Source organism: Streptomyces sp. NPDC057694, from assembly GCF_042799415.1.
GTDB lineage: Bacteria > Actinomycetota > Actinomycetes > Streptomycetales > Streptomycetaceae > Streptomyces.
This window is the reverse complement of sequence record NZ_JBHVIX010000016.1, coordinates 149966-169484: the sequence shown is the minus strand read 5'-3', so window position 1 is coordinate 169484 and position 19519 is coordinate 149966. Positions and strand designations below refer to the sequence as shown.

General features: G+C 70.5%; 15 protein-coding genes. 7 read left to right on the top strand and 8 right to left on the bottom strand.

The features are described from left to right. Positions 1 to 143: 143 nt before the first annotated feature. A complete protein-coding gene (gene eno / locus ACFVDP_RS29550) occupies positions 144 to 1397 on the bottom strand; it encodes a phosphopyruvate hydratase (protein ID WP_383496109.1) in 1254 nt (417 codons plus the stop codon). Between the two features lie 165 nt (positions 1398 to 1562). Between eno and ACFVDP_RS29545 the strand changes: the two genes are divergently transcribed. Then, the gene (locus ACFVDP_RS29545; protein WP_383496107.1) at positions 1563 to 1985 is read left to right on the top strand and encodes a MarR family winged helix-turn-helix transcriptional regulator; all 423 of its coding nucleotides are present in this window, start codon (positions 1563 to 1565) and stop codon (positions 1983 to 1985) included. 474 nt (positions 1986 to 2459) lie between these two features. Here ACFVDP_RS29545 and ACFVDP_RS29540 read toward each other — a convergent pair whose 3' ends face one another. Further along, positions 2460 to 3665: a glycosyltransferase family 39 protein gene (locus ACFVDP_RS29540; RefSeq protein WP_383496104.1), complete on the bottom strand. Its 1206-nt coding sequence runs from the start codon at positions 3663 to 3665 to the stop codon at positions 2460 to 2462. Positions 3666 to 3871: 206 nt separating this feature from the next. On the opposite strand from ACFVDP_RS29540, the gene ACFVDP_RS29535 reads away from it, so the two are divergent. Both ACFVDP_RS29535 and ACFVDP_RS29530 read left to right on the top strand, forming a co-directional pair. Further along, a complete protein-coding gene (locus ACFVDP_RS29535) occupies positions 3872 to 4483 on the top strand; it encodes a YceI family protein (RefSeq protein ID WP_383496101.1) in 612 nt (203 codons plus the stop codon). A gap of 123 nt (positions 4484 to 4606) precedes the next feature. Further along, complete coding sequence (locus ACFVDP_RS29530) at positions 4607 to 6235, top strand: cytochrome bc complex cytochrome b subunit (RefSeq protein WP_383496098.1); 1629 nt, start codon at positions 4607 to 4609, stop codon at positions 6233 to 6235. Between the two features lie 5 nt (positions 6236 to 6240). On the opposite strand, the gene ACFVDP_RS29525 is transcribed toward ACFVDP_RS29530, so the two are convergent. Together ACFVDP_RS29525 and sigJ are read right to left on the bottom strand one after the other, a co-directional pair. Further along, entirely contained in the window at positions 6241 to 6774 is a 534-nt protein-coding gene (locus tag ACFVDP_RS29525; protein WP_383496095.1) for a GNAT family N-acetyltransferase, read from the bottom strand. A gap of 61 nt (positions 6775 to 6835) precedes the next feature. Beyond that, the gene (gene sigJ / locus ACFVDP_RS29520; RefSeq protein WP_383496092.1) at positions 6836 to 7744 is read right to left on the bottom strand and encodes an RNA polymerase sigma factor SigJ; all 909 of its coding nucleotides are present in this window, start codon (positions 7742 to 7744) and stop codon (positions 6836 to 6838) included. A 122-nt stretch (positions 7745 to 7866) separates the two neighbouring features. Between sigJ and ACFVDP_RS29515 the strand changes: the two genes are divergently transcribed. Next, complete coding sequence (locus tag ACFVDP_RS29515; RefSeq protein ID WP_383496090.1) at positions 7867 to 8295, top strand: hypothetical protein; 429 nt, start codon at positions 7867 to 7869, stop codon at positions 8293 to 8295. Between the two features lie 398 nt (positions 8296 to 8693). Next, positions 8694 to 10028 carry an oxidoreductase gene (locus ACFVDP_RS29510; protein ID WP_383496087.1) on the top strand — a complete coding sequence of 445 codons (1335 nt, stop codon included), beginning with the start codon at positions 8694 to 8696 and terminating at the stop codon, positions 10026 to 10028. 23 nt (positions 10029 to 10051) lie between these two features. Here the strand turns inward: ACFVDP_RS29510 and ACFVDP_RS29505 are convergent, their stop codons facing one another. Together ACFVDP_RS29505 and ACFVDP_RS29500 are read right to left on the bottom strand one after the other, a co-directional pair. Further along, on the bottom strand, positions 10052 to 10639 hold the full coding sequence (locus ACFVDP_RS29505; RefSeq protein ID WP_383496084.1) for an SMI1/KNR4 family protein: 588 nt from the start codon (positions 10637 to 10639) through the stop codon (positions 10052 to 10054). A 59-nt stretch (positions 10640 to 10698) separates the two neighbouring features. Continuing rightward, positions 10699 to 12039, bottom strand: coding sequence for a hypothetical protein (locus ACFVDP_RS29500; RefSeq protein WP_383496082.1), 1341 nt, complete (start codon positions 12037 to 12039; stop codon positions 10699 to 10701). 243 nt (positions 12040 to 12282) lie between these two features. On the opposite strand from ACFVDP_RS29500, the gene ACFVDP_RS29495 reads away from it, so the two are divergent. Then, a complete protein-coding gene (locus ACFVDP_RS29495; RefSeq protein ID WP_383496079.1) occupies positions 12283 to 14124 on the top strand; it encodes a ricin-type beta-trefoil lectin domain protein in 1842 nt (613 codons plus the stop codon). Positions 14125 to 14200: 76 nt separating this feature from the next. Here ACFVDP_RS29495 and cimA read toward each other — a convergent pair whose 3' ends face one another. Beyond that, positions 14201 to 15913: a citramalate synthase gene (gene cimA, locus ACFVDP_RS29490; RefSeq protein WP_383496076.1), complete on the bottom strand. Its 1713-nt coding sequence runs from the start codon at positions 15911 to 15913 to the stop codon at positions 14201 to 14203. Positions 15914 to 16579: 666 nt separating this feature from the next. Here cimA and iscB point away from each other — a divergent pair. Then, positions 16580 to 17902, top strand: a complete 1323-nt coding sequence (gene iscB / locus ACFVDP_RS29485) for an RNA-guided endonuclease IscB (RefSeq protein WP_383496073.1) — start codon at positions 16580 to 16582, stop codon at positions 17900 to 17902. Positions 17903 to 17946: 44 nt separating this feature from the next. Here iscB and ACFVDP_RS29480 read toward each other — a convergent pair whose 3' ends face one another. Then, positions 17947 to 19473, bottom strand: a complete 1527-nt coding sequence (locus ACFVDP_RS29480; RefSeq protein ID WP_383496070.1) for an MFS transporter — start codon at positions 19471 to 19473, stop codon at positions 17947 to 17949. Between the last annotated feature and the right edge of the window lie 46 nt (positions 19474 to 19519).

Below are 19519 nucleotides of genomic sequence, written 5' to 3'. Positions count from 1 at the left end.
GAGAGTCCAACTGTCCGTTGCCGTAAGTCCAAGCCCCGAGCCGGCCACGTACAAGCCGCGGACGCGTCTGCGTGGTGCATGAGCAGACGCGTCCGCGGCTCGGTGGGGCTTCTCGCGCCGTTCCCCGCGCCCCCTTACGGGGCTTAGTACTTGGCGGCGCTGCCCAGTTCCCGCTCGATGCGGATGAGGCGGTTGTACTTGGCCGTGCGGTCGGAGCGGGACAGGGAGCCCGTTTTGATCTGGCCGCAGCCGGTCGCGACCGCGAGGTCGGCGATGGTCGTGTCCTCGGTCTCGCCGGAGCGGTGCGACATCACGGCCTTCCAGCCGGCCCGGTGGGCGATGTCCACCGTCTCCAGCGCCTCCGTCAACGTACCGATCTGGTTGACCTTGACCAGGACCGCGTTGCCGACCCCCGTGCGGATGCCCTCGCGCAGCAGCTCGGGGTTGGTGCAGAAGACGTCGTCGCCGGTGAGCTGGCAGCGGTCGCCGACGCGCGCGGTCAGCTCGCGCCAGCCGTCGAGGTCGTCCTCCGCCATCGGGTCCTCGATGGACAGGATCGGGTACGCGTCGATCAGCCCGGTCAGGTAGTCGACCTGCTGGGCCGTGCTGCGGTCGACGCCCTCGCCCCGGTAGGCGTAGACGCCGTCGCGGTAGAACTCCGACGACGCCGGGTCCATGATCAGGCCGAGGTCCGTGCCGGGCCGGTAACCGGTGCGCTCGATCGCCGCCATGACGAAGTCGAGCGCCTCCTCGGCGGTGCGCAGCGCGGGGGCGAAGCCGCCCTCGTCGCCGACGCCGGTGGAGTGCCCGGCGGCGAGCAGGTCGCGGCGCAGGGTGTGGAAGACCTCGGAGCCCATCCGGACGGCTTCGGCGAAGGTGGGGGCGCCGATCGGCGCGATCATGAACTCCTGGAAGTCCAGCGGATTGTCGGCGTGTGCACCGCCGTTGACGATGTTCATCATCGGCAGCGGCAGGAGGTGGGCTTCGGCGCCGCCGAGGTGGCGGTAGAGCGGCAGGCGGTGCGCGGCGGCGGCCGCCTTGGCGGCGGCGAGGGAGACGCCCAGCAGGGCGTTGGCGCCGAGCCGGGACTTGGCGGGGGTGCCGTCGAGGGCGATCAGGGCGGCGTCCAGGCCCGCTTGGTCGTCGGCGTCGCGGCCGATGACGGCCCGGGCGATCTCGCCCTCGACGTGGGACACGGCCCGGTCGACACCCTTGCCGTGCCAGCGGGCGGGGTCTCCGTCGCGCAGTTCGACGGCTTCGCGGGCGCCGGTGGAGGCGCCGGAGGGGACGGTCGCGCGGCCCTGCGATCCGTCGGCCAGGGTGACGTCGGCCTCGACGGTGGGGTTGCCGCGGCTGTCGAGGACGGCGAGGGCGGTGACGGAGACGATGTCGGGCATGGGAGGTCCTTCCCGTTGCTGCGTGCCGCGGCTCTGCTGCGACGACGGTGGCGCGTGCCGCGACAGAGCGAAACTATACAGCCTTGCTGTTCAGTTCCGCTGTTCAGTTGTGCTGCGCAGTTGCGCTGTGCAGTTTCGCTGGATACCGCCGGGTAAAGTGCGCTCATGTCTGCCCCGGAATCCGCCGCCGTCGCCGCCGATCTGCGTACCGCGATGGGCCGGCTCACCCGGCGCGTGAAGCACGAGGACCTGATTCCGCACGGTCAGGTCGCGGTGCTCGGTGTGCTGGACCGCGACGGCGCCATGACCACCAGCGATCTCGCCGCCGATCAGCGGGTCAGGCCGCAGTCGATGGCCCGCGCCGTCGGGCTGCTCACCGAGCAGGGCCTTGTCACGCGCCGCGCGCATCCCACCGACGGGCGCAAGTCGCTGGTGGAGCTGACCGGGGCGGGGCGGGGCGCGCTGGAGGCGGAGCGGGGGCGTCGGGCCGGGTGGCTCGCGCAGGCGATCGAGGTTGAACTCAGCGCCGATGAGCGGGAGTTGCTGTCCCGGGGTGCGGCCCTGATGGAGCGACTCGCCGAGCGCTGACCGGACTCTTCCCGTCGCCGGGTGCCGGTCCGGTGGGGGCTGGTCGCGCAGTTCCCCGCGCCCCTTGCGGGGTTGACGGTCGACTGACGGCCGGTGGCCTCTTCTCGCGCAGTTCCCCGCGCCCCTGAGGCAGGCGCTTCGCGCCGCCTCCCCTTGAGGCTGCGCTGCGCGCGCCTCTGATGAGGGGCGGGGCGCGCGCGCCTCTCCTGCGGGACGGGGCGCGCCTCCACCTTGGGCAGGGGGTGCGCCTCCCCCTCGGAAAAAGGCGCGCCTTCACCCTGGGCAGGGGGGCGCGCCTCTCCTGAAGGGTGGGTGGCGCGCCTTGATGAGATGCCGCACGAAGTGCGCATCTCAGGGGCGCGGGGAACTGCGCGAGAAGCCCCACCGGCCCGCGCACGACCGACAACCCCACAAGGGGCGCGGGGAACTGCGCGACCAGCCACGACGCCACCCGCACACGAAGGGCAACCTCGCTCACAGCGGAGTCTTCACGGCCGCCGCCACCCACGCCCCGTACGACAGGCCGGCACAGGCCACCGCTCCCGTCACCACCAGGACCTGGGCCCGGCGCCGCGGCCACCCCCGTGCCATGGTCCGGGCCACTGGGATGAGCAGGGGGAAGGCGGGCAGTACGAAGCGTGGTTTGGAGGCGAAGGGGCCGCCCAGGAGCAGCACCATCAGGACCAGCATCCCGCTGAAGACGAGCAGCGGGAGGGCCGCTCGGGGTGAGCGTTCCAGGCAGAGCAGGCAGAACAGCACCACGGCGGCCGCGACGAGCAGCACGGACACCGGATAGACGACCTTGCCGCCGTACAGGAACAGCACCCGCAGGAAGCGCAGCGAACTCGCGCCGAAGTCGAGCCCCGACTTCCAGGCGTCCTGCACCGTGAAATAGCCGTGCAGCAGGTCCCCCGTGCGGGCCCCGACCCACAGCACGTAACCGAGCCAGCCCGCGGGGGCGAGCAGCACCGCGAGCCAAGGGCCGCGGCCGCGGCCACGGCGGCGGACGAGTTCCCACCCGGCGGTGACCACGACCGCGGCGGCGACGGCGACCCCGGTGGGCCGGGTCAGGCCCGCGAGGGCGGCGAGCACTCCGGCGAGCGGCCAGTTCCGGCTGAGCAGCGCGTACAGCGCCCAGGCGGCGAGCGCCGCGAACAGCGACTCGCTGTAGGCCAGGGTGAGGACGACCGCCTGGGGCAGCAGGGCCCACAGGACGACGAGAAAGGTGGCCGTCGCGGTGCCGTAGAGGCGGTGGCCGACGGCGTAGACCCCCCAGGCCGCGGCGAGGGCGGCGGCCCAGGCGACGAGCAGCGCGGCCGGGCCGACGCCGCCCGGCAGGACGACGTCGGCCCATCGGGTCAGCAGCGGGAACAGCGGGAAGAACGCCCAGTCGGTCTGCACGGTCCCGAACGAGGAGAGGTACTCGCGGGTGCCGTAGCCGTGCTCGGCGATGTGCAGGTACCAGACGGCGTCCCAGGCACGGGTGAGCGTCCGGGTGGCGGAGTGGCCGCCGCTCAGGTCGGTGAGGACCACCAGGACGACGCCGACGGCGCGGACCGCCGCGAAGACGGCGAGGGCGCGCAGCACCCCGGGCGGGTTCCCGCCGCGCCACCGCCGGGCCGGGACCGGCCCGCCCCGGAGCCCGCCCTGGAGTTCCGTCGCCTCGCCCGTCCGCAGCACGCGCAAACCCGACCTTTCTCACACAATGGAGACTTATGGAGTTAACGGGACTTTCCTATCGGTCGCCCACCCGTACGTCACCGGAGCGACACACCGCGTTTGATGTTGAAAGTTGAACATCATCGCGCTACAGTCGTCCTCAGTTGATAGTTCAACCTTCAACATCACGTCGGCACCCCGTGCCGCCCGTCCCCAAGGAGCACGTCATGGGCATCTTCGGCCGCAAGAACGAGACCACCGACACCACCGCCGCCACCGCCGCGCCGGCCGGCCCGGACCTGAGCGCCGTCACGGGCGACTACACGGTCGACCCCGCGCACACGACGCTCGGTTTCGTCGCCCGGCACGCGATGGTGACGAACGTGAAGGGCAGCTTCACCGACTTCACCGGCGAGCTGCACCTCGACGGCTCGGACCCGGCCAAGTCCACCGCGTCCTTCGATGTGCAGATGGCCAGCATCGACACCGGCAGCGCCGACCGTGACGGTCACCTGAAGAGCGCCGACTTCTTCAAGATCGACGAGTTCCCGACGATGACGTTCCGCTCGACGGCCGCCGAGTCGCTGGGCGGCGACGACTACCGCATCACGGGTGACCTGACGATCCTCGGCACCACGAAGCCGCTCTCCATCGACCTGGAGTTCAACGGCTCGGCGAAGGACCCGTTCGGCAACGAGCGCGTGGGCTTCGAGGGCAAGGCCGACATCCTCCGCTCGGAGTGGGGCCTGACCTGGAACGCGGCGCTGGAGACCGGCGGCGTCCTCGTCTCCGACAAGATCAAGCTGAGCTTCGACATCTCGGCCATCAAGAGCGCCTGAGCCACCACCCCGCCGTTCGTGACATCGGGCGGCCCCCTGTGAAGCACGTCACAGGGGGCCGCCCGATGTCACGAACGGGGCGGCTGTCCCGTCGTTCTCGTGAGCACCCATGGGAGGTTCACGATGAGCGGGAGCAGCCGGAGTACGGACGCGACGGCGGCGGGCGAACGGCTCGCGGACTGGGCCGACGGCCGGCTCGGGATCTACGGTCTCGGCCGCAAGTATCTGCGCAAGGTCTTCCCCGACCACTGGTCGTTCCTGCTGGGCGAGATCTGCCTCTACACCTTCGTCATCCTGATTCTGACCGGCGTCTATCTGACCCTGTTCTTCCATCCGTCGATGAACGAGGTGGAGTACCACGGCAGTTACCTGCCGCTGAGCGGCGTACGGATGTCGGAGGCGTACTCCTCGACGCTCGACATCAGCTTCGACGTGCGCGGCGGGCTGCTGATCCGGCAGATCCACCACTGGGCCGCGCTGATCTTCGTGGCGGCGATGTTCGTGCACATGATGCGGCACTTCTTCACGGGGTCGTTCCGCAAGCCGCGCGAGCTGAACTGGCTGTTCGGCTGGCTGCTGCTGTTCCTCGCCCTGTTCGAGGGGCTGCTCGGGTACTCGCTGCCCGACGATCTGCTCTCCGGCGCGGGGATGCGGCTCATCGAGGGCATGACCCTGGCCGTCCCGGTCGTCGGGACGTATCTGTCGTTCTTCCTCTTCGGCGGCGAGTTCCCCGGCCACGACATCGTGGCCCGCTTCTACTCGATCCACGTGCTGCTGCTGCCGGGCATCATGGCGGCGCTCGTGGTCACCCATCTGATCCTCGTCTTCTACCACAAGCACACCCAGTTCCCCGGGCCGGGAAAGACCGAGCGCAATGTGGTGGGCCAGCCCTTCTTCCCGGTCTACGTGGCCAAGGCGGGCGGCTTCTTCTTCCTGGTCTTCGGCGTGGTGGCGGCCGTCGCCGCCGTCGCGACCGTCAACCCGGTCTGGGTGTACGGGCCCTACCGCCCCGACCAGGTGTCCACGGGCGCGCAGCCCGACTGGTACCTGGGGTTCGCCGAGGGGCTGGTGCGCGTGATGCCGGGGTGGGAGATCGTGCTCGGCGGGCACACCCTCGCGCTCGGCGTCCTCGTCCCGTTCCTGGCGTTCCCGCTGTGGCTGCTCCTCATCGGGATGTATCCGTTCGTGGAGGCGTGGATCACGGGCGACCGGCGCGAGCACCATCTGCTCGACCGGCCGCGCAACCGTCCGGTGCGCACCGCGCTCGGGGTGGCCTGGCTGACCGGTTTCCTCGTCGCGATGGCGGCCGGCGGCAACGACCTGTGGGCCACGCACTTCCATCTCTCGGTGAACGCCATCACCTGGTCCGCGCGGGTGTCGCTGTTCGCCGGTCCGGTCCTCGCGTTCGTCGTGACCCGGCGGATCTGTCTCGGGCTGCAGCGGCGGGACCGGGACAAGGTGCTGCACGGCCGGGAGACGGGCCGGATCAAGCGGCTGCCGCACGGGGAGTACGTGGAGATCCACGAACCCCTGGACCGGGCGGAGTCGTTCCGTCTCACCCAGCACGAGCAGCCGACGGCGCTGGAGCCCCTTCCCGACACGGACGAACACGGGGTACGTCGCCGGGTGCGGGCCGCGCACCGGCTGCGGGGGGCGCTGTCGCGGTGGATGTTCGGGGCGGGGGCGCAGGTGCCGAAGGCCGGGCCGCCGCAGGCGGAGGGGGAACGGCGGCGCCCGTCGCTACGGCCGTGACACGGTCAGCGGGGCTGCCACTCCTCGGCGAGCAGGCCGAGCACGACGTCGTCCTGGAACGTGCCCATCACCCAGGCCGAGGAGCGCAGCACGCCCTCGCGGACGAAGCCGTTGCGTTCGGCGGAGCGCAGCATCGCGGTGTTGTCGGCCAGGGTCTCGATCTGGAGCCGGTGCAGGCCGCGTACGACGAACGCGTAGTGGCACAGCGCCGCGACCACGTCGGTGCCGTAGCCCTTGCCGCGGGCGGCCGGGAGCAGGCCGAGGCCGATGTGCGCGAAGCGGTGGTGGAGGTCGATGCCCCACAGGTTCGCGCCGCCGACCAGGGCGCCGCCGGCCAGCTCCACCACGGAGAACACGAGGTGCTCCTGGTTCTCCTCGTCCACCCGGAACCGGCTGTGCGGTGAGCCGGGTGCGAGGGGCCGCCACGGGTTGCTGTCGGCCCGCGCCGTGGTGGCCACGTCGTCGTGGAGCCCGGCCTCCAGGGCCGGGATGTCGTCGTCGCGCCGGGCTCTGAGCCCGATCTTGTCGCCCTTCAGCATGCGAGTTTCCTATCCGGCCCGGGCGGGCCCGGGCAATCCGATATCCGGCGGCGGCCGGGGCTCAGCCGGCCCACGCCCCCAGCTTCTCGGGGTTGCGCACCGCCCAGATGTGGGTGACCCGGCCGTCCGCGCAGCCGAACGCCGCGACTGTCGCCGGGGCTCCGCCGACCTCGGCCACCAGGCCCGGCGCTCCGTTGACCGTCCGCTCCAGCAGGACGAGCCCGGTGGCCTTCTGGGCGAAGAAGGCCAGGTACTGGGCGATCTTCTCGCCGCCGACGACCGGGTGCAGCGCGGCGGCGACCACGCCACCGCCGTCGGCGGTCATCGTGGCGTCGGGGTCGAGCAGGCCGATCAGTGCCGTGATGTCCTGGGCCTGCCAGGCCCGTTTGAAGTCGCTGACCAGTACGGCCTGTTGGGCGGGGCCGGTGGTCGCGGTGCGGGCCGCCCGGACCCTGCCGCGCCCCGACGACGCCAGCTGGCGGCAGGCCGCCGGGGTCCGCCCGAGGATCTCGGCGACCTCCGCGAACGCGTACCGGAAGACGTCGTGCAGGACGAACGCCACCCGCTCGGCCGGGGTCATCGACTCCAGGACGACGAGGAACGCCATGCTCACCGACTCGTCGAGGGTGATCCGGTCGGCCGGGTCGTCGGCCGCCGCCGATCCGGCGCCCCGGGTGCGGTCCGGCAGCGGCTCGGGGATCCACTCGCCGACGTAACTCTCCCGCCGCGCCCGCGCCGAGCCGAGCTGATCGAGGCAGATCCGGCTCGCCACCGTCGTCAGCCACGCGCCGGGTTTCTCGACGGCCGCCTGCCGGCCCGGTGACATCGCGTACCAGCGGGCGTACGTCTCCTGCACGGCGTCCTCGGCCTCGGTCAGCGAGCCGAGGAACCGGTAGGTGAGGTTCGTCAGCCGGCGCCGCTCCCCCAGCACCGCGCCCTGCGCCACATCCACATCCGCATCCACATCCATCGTGTCCGCCCCCCCTGGCCTGACATTTCACGGACCTGCGTCGTCGACGTATCGAGACCGTACACAAGATCCACCGCCGCGAGGCCGGAGTCCGGGGAAAGCCGGAGAGAGAAGGCAGCACCATGGTCAGCCAGACCGCCCATCGGGTCAGCCGGGTCGACGGGATCAGCCGGCCGGTGGGGGCTCGCCGCGGCACCACGTTCCTCCGGGTCGCGGTCGCGGCGCAGACCGCGACGATCTTCGCCCAGGCCGTCAGCGCCGGGCTGTTGCTCACCGCCCACTACGGCGAGGTGATCCACAGCGTCGGGGCGCGCGTGATGTACGCCGCGTCGATGCTCTACGTCCTCGCCGCGGTCCTCGCGTGGAAGCCGGGCGGCGGTTCGCCCCGGCCGATCCTCTACTCGTCGGGCTTCCTCGTCCTCGCCTCGGCGCAGGTGGTGCTCGGGGTCGCGCACGTGCCGTCGGTGCACGTCCCGCTGGGTGTGACGATGTTCGGGCTCAGCCTGCTGGTGCTGGGGCACGACCTCTGGGGCCGCTCGGACCGTTCCTAGGGCGTGTGTCGAAAGTCCTGCCGTTCGCCCGAAGGGCGGGCCCCGCGGCGTCTGGTGCGTGCGATCGCAAGGCGCCGGAGCGTCCTCATAGCGGAGCTATTAGGGCGTTTCGGCAACGCCGCCGGGGGTCCCCCCTGCTCGAAGAGCTTGGGGGAGTGCGTGCCAGACGCCGCGGGGCAGGCAGGACTTTCGACACACGCCCTAGGGCGAGCCCCGCCCTGCGGCCCGGTTCGGAGAAGTGGATCTCGCGGAACGGCACCTCGCCGTCGGGGTGTCGGGCACTATCTCCTACGAAGAGCGCACGCCTGCCGGACGGACCGCTAGGAGCGTCATGAACACCGCAGCACGACCGCACGAGAGCAGCACCCCACGCGCACGGTCCACATCCGGCAGCGCCCATGCGGCTTGACCCGGACGTGCTGCGGGACAGACTGCTCGAAGCGACCGGCACCGTACGGATCCGGCGGGCCCGCATCACCGGCCCGTTGAACCTCGACGGCACCGAGATCAAGGCGCTTCTGCGGTTCGAGGAGTGCGAGTTCGACGGGCCCGTCGGTCTGGAGGCCGCCTCCACCCTCGCGCTGGCTATCACAGACAGCCGGCTGCCCGGGCTGCTGGCGTCGACGGCCCATTTCGGCGGGCGCGTCGATCTGCGCGGCACGACGGTCGAGGGCGCGCTGGATCTCGTGCACGCGCACATCGGGGGCGGGCTGCGGCTCGACGGGGCCCGTCTGGTCAACCCGGGGGGCGTCGCGCTGGAGGCCGGCGGTCTGGTGATGCAGGGCGGGGTGTTCTGCGACGGCGGGTTCGAGTCCGAGGGGCTCGTCGGCTTCCCCGGGGCGCAGTTGCCGGGCGGGCTGTGGATGCGCGGGGCGCGGATCACGGTCGGGGCGCCGGACGCGATCGCGTTCGACGGGGACAACCTGACCGCGTCGACCGTCAGACTCTCGACCGGCTTCCGCACCGACGGACGGATACGGCTGCGGGGCGCACAGATAGCGGACCTGCTGACGTTCAACGGGGCCGAACTCACCGGCACCGACCGCTCGTTGATGTGCGTGGGCGCCCGGGCCGAGGCGCTCGACCTGCGCTTCGCGTCCGCCCCACGCGGCCGGGTGAACCTGCGCAACGCCCACTTCACCCGCATCCAGGACACCCCGCGGACCTGGCCCCCGTCGCTCGGCCTGGACGGGCTGACGTACGACTGGCTGGAGCCCACCACGCCCCGGCGCCGCGACGACGTCACGAACCGGCTGGACTGGCTGCGCCGCGACGACGAGTACTACCCGCAGCCGTACGAGCAACTGGGCCTCAATTACCGGCGCTTGGGCCACGACGACGAGGCACGCAGAGTGCTGCTGCACCGGCAGCGGCACCGCCGCGCGACCCTCGGCACCGCGAGCCGCCTGTGGGGGTTCCTCCTCGACGCGACCGTCGGCTACGGCTACCGGCCCTGGCTCGCCGGGCTCTGGCTGGCGCTGCTCACCGCCGCCGGCTGGGGCGTCTTCACCACCCACAGCCCGGTGCCGAACAAGGCGGGCGAGGGGCCGCCGTTCCACGCGCTCGTCTACACCCTCGATCTGCTCGTCCCGATCGGCGGGTTCGGTCAGCGCGACGCCTGGCACTGGGCCGGCACCGGACCGCAGACCCTCGCGTACGCGCTCGTCGTGGTCGGCTGGGTGCTGACCACGGCGGTGGTGGCCGGCGTGACCCGCACCCTGAGCCGTAACTAGGGCTGTTTTTTGGGGGGCGCCGATCATCCCCACACGAGCGCGCCCTCGCGCACCCGGGGCCCGGCCCCGAGGGACAGTTCGGGCACGTCGAGGGCGTCCGCCATGTCCTCCAGGTACACGGTGAGCGACTCGTGGACGAGGGTGCGCTCGGCGTACTCGCTCCAGCGCCAGATCCGTCCCGTCTCCGCGTCCAGGCACAGCCCGTCGAGGATGTCGTGCGGGTCGAAGGCGGCGAAGGGGATCCAGGAGGGCCGCCAGGAGACGTATTCGTCCATGGTGACAAGGATGTTCATCTGCAACCGATAGGTCGCGAGCACCGCGTCCAGGCTCATCGGGGCCCACTCCCCCAGCAGGAACGACGTCCCTTCTCCGGGACCCGCACTCATCCCCGCGCACCGCCGCCAGAGCGCCTTCAGCCCGGCGGGGATACGGACACCGAGGTCCCGCTCGAAGGCCGCGAGTTCGTCGTCCGGGACTCCGGGGCGGAGCACGGCCGCGGTCGCCGGGGCGTTGCGGTGCAGCCACGTCTCGATGCGCTGCCAGGCGTCGTCCACCTGCCGCGCCTCGATGGCTCCCTGCCGCGCCCACCCATCACGTATGTCACTGCTCATGACCTCACCGTAGCGGCACGGGCACAACTGCCCTGCCGGGGAGGCGAGTTGGGGCCCCCTCAGAAACCGCCCCCGAAGTCCCCGCCGCCCCCACCACCGCCGAAGTCGCCGCCTCCGCCTCCGCCGAAGTCACCGAAGTCCGAGGTGTCGAAGTCGGCCCCGGAGACGTCGCCGCCCTCGTAGCCGCCCCCGAAGTCCCCGTACCCGGAGCCGTAGTCCGCCGCGTACGCGGGGCTTGCCATCATCGAGCCGAGGACCGTGCCGAGCAGCAGCCCCGGCAGGATGCCGCCGCCGAAGTAGCCGCCCGCCCACGGCCCGTACGCCGGGCCCGCGTCGTAGTAGGGGCGCCGCTCCCCCGCGCCCGTGTCCACCGTCCGCACCATCGGGTCCTCGCCCTCGCGCAGCCGTACCGCGTCCGCCGCGCACACCGGCACCTGGCGGGGCGCGCCCCCGGGCGGTGCCCACTCGGCGTCCTCGGCCGAGGGGCCGTGGCGCGGGTCGAAGAAGCAGGGCGCGCGGCGCTCGGGCAGCGGGCGGCCCTCGCGGCGGGCGGCCAGCAGGGCGAGCGAGAAGCGGCCGTCCTCGATCGCCTCGGTCACTCCGCGCACGTCCTCCGGGCGCTCGGCGGCCGCCATGTACTGCTTGGCCTTCTCGTAGGCGTCGAGCGCCCGCTCGTAGTCCGCCCGCATCGAGTCGTCGGCGCCCGCCTCGGCCGGGTGGAAGTCGAGCCGGTCCAGTTCCTCGCCGAAGGCCGTGATGTCCTCGTCGACGGCGACCCGGAGCTTGTCCAGGGCGGCCCGCCGCTCGGCCTCGCGCCTGCGTCGGTTGCGCCTGACCAGGGCGTACGCGCCCGCGCCGCCGACGACGAGGACACCGCCGAGGCCGGCGAGCGCGCCGACGGGGACCCCGCCGGAGTCGTCGTGCACGCCCCAGGAGGACGGCGCCGAGCCCTTGGCGGTCCGTACGGCGGCGTCGACGAAGTCGTCGAGCTGCTGCCCCACCGGCTCACCCCGGACGCTCGTGGTCAAGTTGTGAACGGCCGAACCGGACATCACCGTGCTGTCGGCGCGCGCGTCGAAGGCGTCCCCGAGCCGGACGCCGTAGACGCCGACGACGCCCGTCTTGGTCCGCAGATCGGTGAACAGGTCCTGCCGGGGGAAGTCCGCGGGCAGCACCGCCACCATCACCGGCTTGTCCGCGTCCTTGATCGTCTTGGTGAGGGAGTCGATATTCGCCGAGGTCAGCGAGGTGCGGACGGCCGGATCGACGTAGACCGGGCTCTTTTCCAGGGCGTCCGCGACCGTGGAGACGTCCGTGGCGGCCGCGGCGCCGGGCGCCATGGCCACCGGGGCGCCGAACGCGAGAAGGGTCGCGGCGAGGGCCGCCAGTGAGGGCCTCATACTTCGACGCTAACCCAGCCGGGGTGTGAATGGCGGGTCGGAGCATTCGTGACGTGAAGTCTTGACGCGCACATGGAACGCCCTTTAACTCACGTCTTGAACTAAGCCATGAGAGTGCACTGTTGAGCGTCACGGGACACAGGAGGCATCGTGCACACCCCCACGCGATCACCGAGATCGGCACGAGCGGAACGTTCACCCAGGAAAACGCGCGGACAGGCGGGATCGGGCCGGTCGGCCCGGGTGCTGCTGGCCGGGGTCCTCACCGCCGCCGGGCTCTTCGGAGCCTCCGCGGGCCCGGCCCAGGCCGCCGGAGAACCGGTCGCCGTCTGGCTGACCACCACCGACGACGGCGGCGGCCGGCACGTCACCCGCGGGCTGGCGGAGCAGACCCCGACGGCGTTCCAGTCGGGCTCGGGCTCGTCCGGCACGACGATCACCGTCGACGAGAACACCCGCTACCAGACGTTCACCGGCGGCGGCGCGTCCTTCACCGACACCGCGGCCTGGCTGATGAACAGCAGCGGCGCGCTGTCCCAGGCCACCCGGGACGCGACGATGAAGAAGCTGTTCTCTCCGACCGACGGCATCGGGCTCTCCTTCATCCGCAACCCCATGGGCGGCTCGGACCTGGCCCGCTCCGGTTACACGTACGACGATGTCGCCGCCGGTCAGACGGACCCCTCGCTGGCGAAGTTCTCCCTCGCGCACGACCAGGCCGACGTGCTGCCGCTGACGAAGCAGGCCAAGCAGCTCAATCCGGCCGCGACCGTGATGGCGTCGCCGTGGACCGCCCCGGCCTGGATGAAGGACAGCGGCCAGCTGAACGGCGGCTGGCTGAAGGCGGAGAACTACGGCGCGTACGCCTCGTACTTCGTGAAGTACATCCAGGGCTACCAGGCGGCCGGCGTGCCGATCGACTACGTCACCGCGCAGAACGAGCCGACCTGTTGCTCGGGCTATCCGTCGATGAGCTGGAACGGATCCGGGCTCGCGTACTTCACCAAGAGCGAGCTGCTGCCGAAGCTGGCGGCCGCGGGCGTGAAGACCAAGGTCCTGGCGCACGACTGGAACTGGGACACCTACGACTCCTACGCCGCCCCGACCGTGGACGACGCGGCGGTGCGCAGCCACCCGAACTTCGGCGGTATCGCCTGGCACGGCTACGGCGGCGACGTCGCCAAACAGACCGAGATCCACGACAAGTACCCGTCCCTGGACGCCTTCCAGACCGAGCACTCCGGCGGCACCTGGATCGCGAACCAGCAGCGCGAGGACATGATGAACATCATCGACTACACCCGTAACTGGGCGAAGTCGGTGACGAAGTGGTCGCTGGCCGTGGACCAGAACCGCGGTCCGCACAACGGCGGCTGTGGTACGTGCGACGGGCTGATCACCGTCCACAACGGCGACGCGAACAGCGGCAAGGTCGACTACAACATCGAGTACTACACGATGGGCCACCTGACGAAGTTCGTCCGGCCGGGGGCCTCCCGGATCGCCTCGACGGCGTCGTCCACGGTGCCGAACGTCGCCTGGCGCAACACCGACGGCTCGAAGGCGCTGATCGCCTACAACGACGCCTCCGGCGCGAAGGACGTCACGATCAACTGGGGCGGCCAGCACGTCACTTACTCGCTTCCGGGCAAGACGTCGGCGACGTTCACGTGGAGCGGGACGCCGTCCGGCGCCGCGGACCGCACCGGCGCGCTGCACGGCCTCGGCGGCAAGTGCCTGGACGTGAAGGACGGCTCCACGGCCAACGGGACGGCCGCGCAGATCTGGACCTGCTACACCGGTTCGCAGAACCAGACGTGGACCCTCAAGGCCGACGGCACGGTCCGGGCGCTCGGCAAGTGCCTGGACGTGGCGTCGGGTTCGACGGCGAACGGCGCGAAGGTGCAGCTCTACGACTGCAACGGGACGGGCGCCCAGCAGTGGCGGCTCCAAGCGTCCGGCGACCTGGTGAACGCGGCAGCCGACAAATGCCTTGATGTGACCGGCAATTCGTCGGCGGACGGGACGGTCACGCAGATCTGGTCGTGCACGGGGGCCGGCAACCAGAAGTGGACACTCCAGTAGCACCACCAAGCCCCTCCGGCGATTGAGGAGCGGGGTCCGGGGCAGAGCCCCGCTCCCCGCTCCCAGCAGGGGGCCGCTACTCGACCGGCTCCACCCCGGCACGCAGCAGACCGTACGTGTACGCGTCCTCCAGGGCGCCCCAGGACGCCGCGATCACGTTCTCGGCGACGCCCACCGTGGACCAGCCGCCGCCGGAGCCGTCGGTCGTGGAGATCAGGACGCGGGTCGTGGAGGACGTGCCGTGCTTGCCCTCCAGGATGCGGACCTTGTAGTCGACCAGTTCCAGCTTGGCGAGCTGCGGGTAGATGCGCTCCAGGCCGACGCGCAGGGCGCGGTCCAGGGCGTTGACCGGGCCGTTGCCCTCCGCCGTGGCGACGATGCGCTCGCCCTTGGCCCAGAGCTTCACGGTGGCCTCGTTGGCGTGGGTGCCGTCGGGGCGGTCCTCGACGATGGCCCGCCAGGACTCGACGCGGAAGTAGCGCCGCGCCCGGCCCTCGGCCTCTTCACGGAGCAGCAGCTCGAAGGAGGCGTCGGCGGCCTCGTACGTGTAGCCCTGGAGCTCGCGCTCCTTGACCCGGGCCACGACCCGGCCGACCAGCTCGCGGTCGCCGCCGAGGTCGACGCCGAGCTCCTTGCCCTTGAGCTCGATGGAGGCGCGGCCCGCCATGTCGGAGACCAGCATGCGGATGCGGTTGCCGACCAGCTCGGGGTCGATGTGCTGGTACAGGTCCGGGTCGACCTTGATGGCGGAGGCGTGCAGGCCCGCCTTGTGGGCGAACGCCGAGACGCCGACGTAGGGCTGGTGCGTGGACGGGGTGAGGTTCACGACCTCGGCGATGGCGTGCGAGATCCGGGTCATCTCGCGCAGCGCGCCCTCGGGCAGCACCTTCTTGCCGTACTTCAGCTCCAGGGCGGCGACGACCGGGAACAGGTTGGAGTTGCCGACGCGCTCGCCGTAGCCGTTGGCCGTGCACTGCACGTGGGTGGCGCCGGCGTCGACGGCGGCGAGGGTGTTGGCGACGGCGCAGCCCGTGTCGTCCTGGGCGTGGATGCCGAGCCGCGCGCCGGTGTCGTCGAGGACGGTGTGGGTGATCGCCTGGACCTGGGCGGGCAGCATCCCGCCGTTGGTGTCGCAGAGCACGACGACCGAGGCGCCGGCCTCGTGCGCGGCGCGGACGACGGCCTTGGCGTACCCGGGGTTGGCGCGGTATCCGTCGAAGAAGTGCTCGCAGTCGACGAAGACGCGGCGGCCCTGGGCGACCAGGTACGAGACGGTGTCGCGGACCATCTCCAGGTTCTCGTCGAGGGTGGTGCGCAGCGCCAGTTCGACATGCCGGTCGTGGGACTTGGCGACCAGCGTGATCACCGGGGCGCCCGAGTCGAGCAGCGCCTTGACCTGCGGGTCCTCGCTGGCCTTGCCGCCGGCCCTGCGGGTCGCGCCGAAGGCGACCAGCTGGGCGTGCTTGAAGTCGATCTCGTCCTGCGCGCGGGCGAAGAACTCGGTGTCGCGGGGGTTGGCACCGGGCCAGCCGCCCTCGATGAAGCCCACGCCGAAGTCGTCCAGGTGCCGGGCGATGGTCAGCTTGTCCGCGACGGTGAGGTTGATGCCCTCGCGCTGCGCTCCGTCGCGCAGCGTGGTGTCGAAGACGTGGAAGGCATCGTGGGCGTCAAAAGCGTCGTGGGAGGCGTCGAGTTCGCCGGTGCGTTCGCTCGGGCTGCTGCTCATGCTGATCTGGCTCCTGTTGGGGATCTCGGTCTTCGTACCGGAATGACCGGCTCCACCGTCCATCTATGATCCCTCGCGCTCTTCTCCCGGCTGTGGGTGGGCCGAGAAACAGAAAAACCCCTCGCGGGTGCGAGAGGTCTGCGCGCGGGTCGAGGACGACGGTGTCCGCCCGTACCGGGTCGTACGGAGCGGTCACTGCGGACCGGCGCGCCTGCTGCCAATAATGCTGGCGAACGAGAGCACGGCGGCAGTCTGCCACAGCCCGGGCGAGGCCCAAACTGTGGTCTCACGATGCGGTCAGCCCGGCGATGTCACCCACATGCGCTAAGCGGATCAGTTGTACGGGCTGGAGTTCAACACGGCGGCTAGGTTCACGACGTGGCAAGGATCTTCTTCCGTGCTCTCGTTCGCCGTAACGGGATCCCCCTCCTCGCTGAGGGTCGCCGTTACCAGCACCAGCCAACACAGCGTCATTGGAGGTGAACAAGGTTGGCTACGTTTCACGTAGGCGAGAAGACCCACCAGTCCGTGCTTCCTCAGCGGTCTGCTCTGGAATCCGAGTCAGTAGACACCCCCCGGATCGGGGACGAAACAGGGCTCGGACACCGCACTCGCGCGGTAACCGGCGTGGAACATGTGCGAGGGGAGATGCCCGATGCCTCACCTGACATCGGGCGCGTCACCCCCAGCCCTCCGGCTGGGGAGAAGGCCCGTGAGGGCCACCCCGTCGTGTTCGTCCTGGACAAGCATGGCCGCCCATTGCAGCCGACCAGCCCCGCACGGGCCCGGAAGCTCCTCAAGCAGGACCGGGCCGTCGTGGCGCGGCACACTCCGTTCGTCATTCGACTCAAGGGCCGCACCATTGACCTGTCCGAGGTGGACGGTGTGGAACTTGGCATCGACCCCGGTTCCAGGTACACCGGGGTCGCCTTGTTCACCGCCAAGGATGGTGAGCGCCGCGGCCTCTACGCGATCGAGTTGTCCCACCGGGGCGGAATCATCCGGGACAAGCTGGCCGCCCGCGCCGCCTACCGGCGTGGGCGCCGAACGCGCAACCTGCGCTACCGCGCGCCGCGGTTTGCCAACCGGGCCCGCCTTGAAGGCTGGTTGGCCCCATCTCTTCGTCACCGCGTGGACACCACCATGTCGTGGGCAACGCGGCTCGCTCGCTGGGCGCCCGTGCGTGCCGTGCACGTGGAACGCGTCGCCTTCGACGTACATGCCATGGCCCACGGTGGCCCACTGGGAAGGGCCGAGTACCAGCACGGCACTCTGGCCGGGATCGAGGTCCGCGAGTACCTCCTCGCCAAGTGGGGCAGGGCCTGCGCATACTGCGGCGCCACTGGCGTGCCCCTCAACATCGACCACATCTACCCCCGCTCACGCGGTGGCAGCGACCGCATCTCCAACCTGTGCACGGCCTGCGTCCCCTGCAACGAGAAGAAATCCAGCCGACCTGTCGAGGACTTCCTCAAAGAGTCTCCGCGCAGGTTGGCCCGTGTCCTTGCTCAGGCCAAGGCCCCGCTACGAGATGCGGCAGCCGTCAATTCCACTCGATGGGCGCTGTGGCGCGCTCTGGATACCGCCTTCACCACAGTGCATACCGCGTCCGGCGGCCGTACCAAGTGGAACCGGCGCCGGACGAGCACTCCGAAGACCCACACGCTGGACGCCCTGTGCGTAGGCCGCTTCGGAGCTCTCACCCGAACGCCGACCCACGTCCTCGCGGTCGAGGCTACCGGGCGCGGTACATATACCCGTACCCGCACTGACAAGTACGGCTTTCCCCGCCTACGTCTCCCCAGGCAGAAGCGGGTCTTCGGCTACCAGACAGGAGACCTCGCCCGCGCCGTCGTCCCCACCGGCAAGAAGACCGGCACCCACGTCGGCCGGATCGCCGTCCGCGCCACCGGCCGCTTCAACGTCAAGACCGACCTCGGGCTCATCCAAGGCATCGGCCATCAATACTTCCGCCTCCTGCAACGAGCGGACGGTTACGGCTACACCATCCGACTCGAAGGAGCCCCGTCGAGTGGCCACTCGCAACCGTAGGAAGCCGCCGACTCCTAGTCGAGAATCGGCCGCATTGGTGTGGCTCACTGGCTCTCCTTCGTGCGTGCCGCCTCGGTGGGTGTCTTCCGTTGCTTGAACACCTTTAGCGAGAGCCATACGGCGACCAGGAGGCTCGCAGTGCAGATCCCGAGGGCCACGTGGTACCCGGTCTCGAACGCGTTGCGGGCCGCGGCCTGCGTAGACGACGGGACTCCGCGGAGGTTCCCGGTCGCGACAGGGCCGGAGGCAGTGGACGTGTGCCCGGAGCGCGACGCGCCCCAGCTACAGCGGGTCGCTACCGAACCGATGGCACCGACGAGCGCGAGTCCTGCCGCCGCGCCGAGCTGACGGGACGAGTTCAGGACCGCCGAGGCGGTGCCTGCGACAGGTCCAGCGATATCGCGCATGGCCACATGCGTGATCCCGGGAACCAACAGTCCGAAGCCGACTCCCGCGACCAGATAGCCGATGCCGGCCACAATGAACGGCGTAGTTGATGTCAGGGTGCTCAGTGCGGCCACGCCGAGCGCTCCGGCCGCGCAGCCGGTGGTGACGATGACTCGTGGCGTGAAGCGCTGACTGAGTTTGCCGGCCATCTGAGCGGCGACGAGGAACGGGGTGTTCATCAACAGCCATGACAGGCCGGTGCGAAGTGCGGACCAGCCGAGCAGGTTCTGGAACATCAAGGTGACGTAGTAAAGCGTGCCGCTGAAGGCTACGTAGCTGGTGAAGTAGATGACGCAGGCACCGATGAACGCCGAGTTGCTCCGCACCGTCCTCGGCACCAAAGGATCACTGGCCCGGCGTTGCCACTGCACGAACGCAGCCAGAACGAGCCCGCCGACGGCGAGCGGCACCAGTGTTCGCGCTGGCCCCCAGGGGACATCGGTCAATGTGATCAGGCCGAAGGTCGTAGCGGCCAGCCCCACCGACACGAGCACGACGCCAGGAACGTCAAGCGGCCGTGGATCGGAGGTCGCGGCGGCCGGCGGGACCGCGAGCAGGATCAAGACGACCGTGACGACGATGATCGGGAGATTGATCCAGAAGATCGTTGACCAATCGAAGCCCGCCAGGAGCACGCCGCCGACGATCGGGCCCGCGCCGAAGCCGATGCCACCGATCGCTGCCCACCAGCCGATCGCGTGACCGCGCTGTTGGGGCGGGTAGGCATCGGTCAGGACGGCGAGGGCGAGCGCCAGGATGGCCGCTCCGCCGGCTCCTTGTCCGACACGTGCGTTGATGAGCGCCGCTGGGCTTGGCGCCAGCGCTGCTGCCACAGAGCAGAGGCCGAAGACGATGAGACCGGCCAACAGGACCAGCCGATGACCAAGCCGATCGCCGAGCGCGCCCATCAAGGGGATCAACGCAGCCAGCCCGAGGGCGTAACCGCTGATGACCCACTCCAACGCCCCGGTGCCAGCATGGAGCTGATGTTGGACCGTCGGAAGGGCGACATTGACGATGGTGACATCGAGCTGGATGACGAAACCGGCCAGACACAGCGCAAGAAGCGCCGTCCGACGTCGCCGGCGGTCACCCAGGGCTCGTGCTGATTGGTTCGCGGCCATCACATCGAACTCCTGTCACGTTCTCGGTCGTAGGCGTGTCATAGGC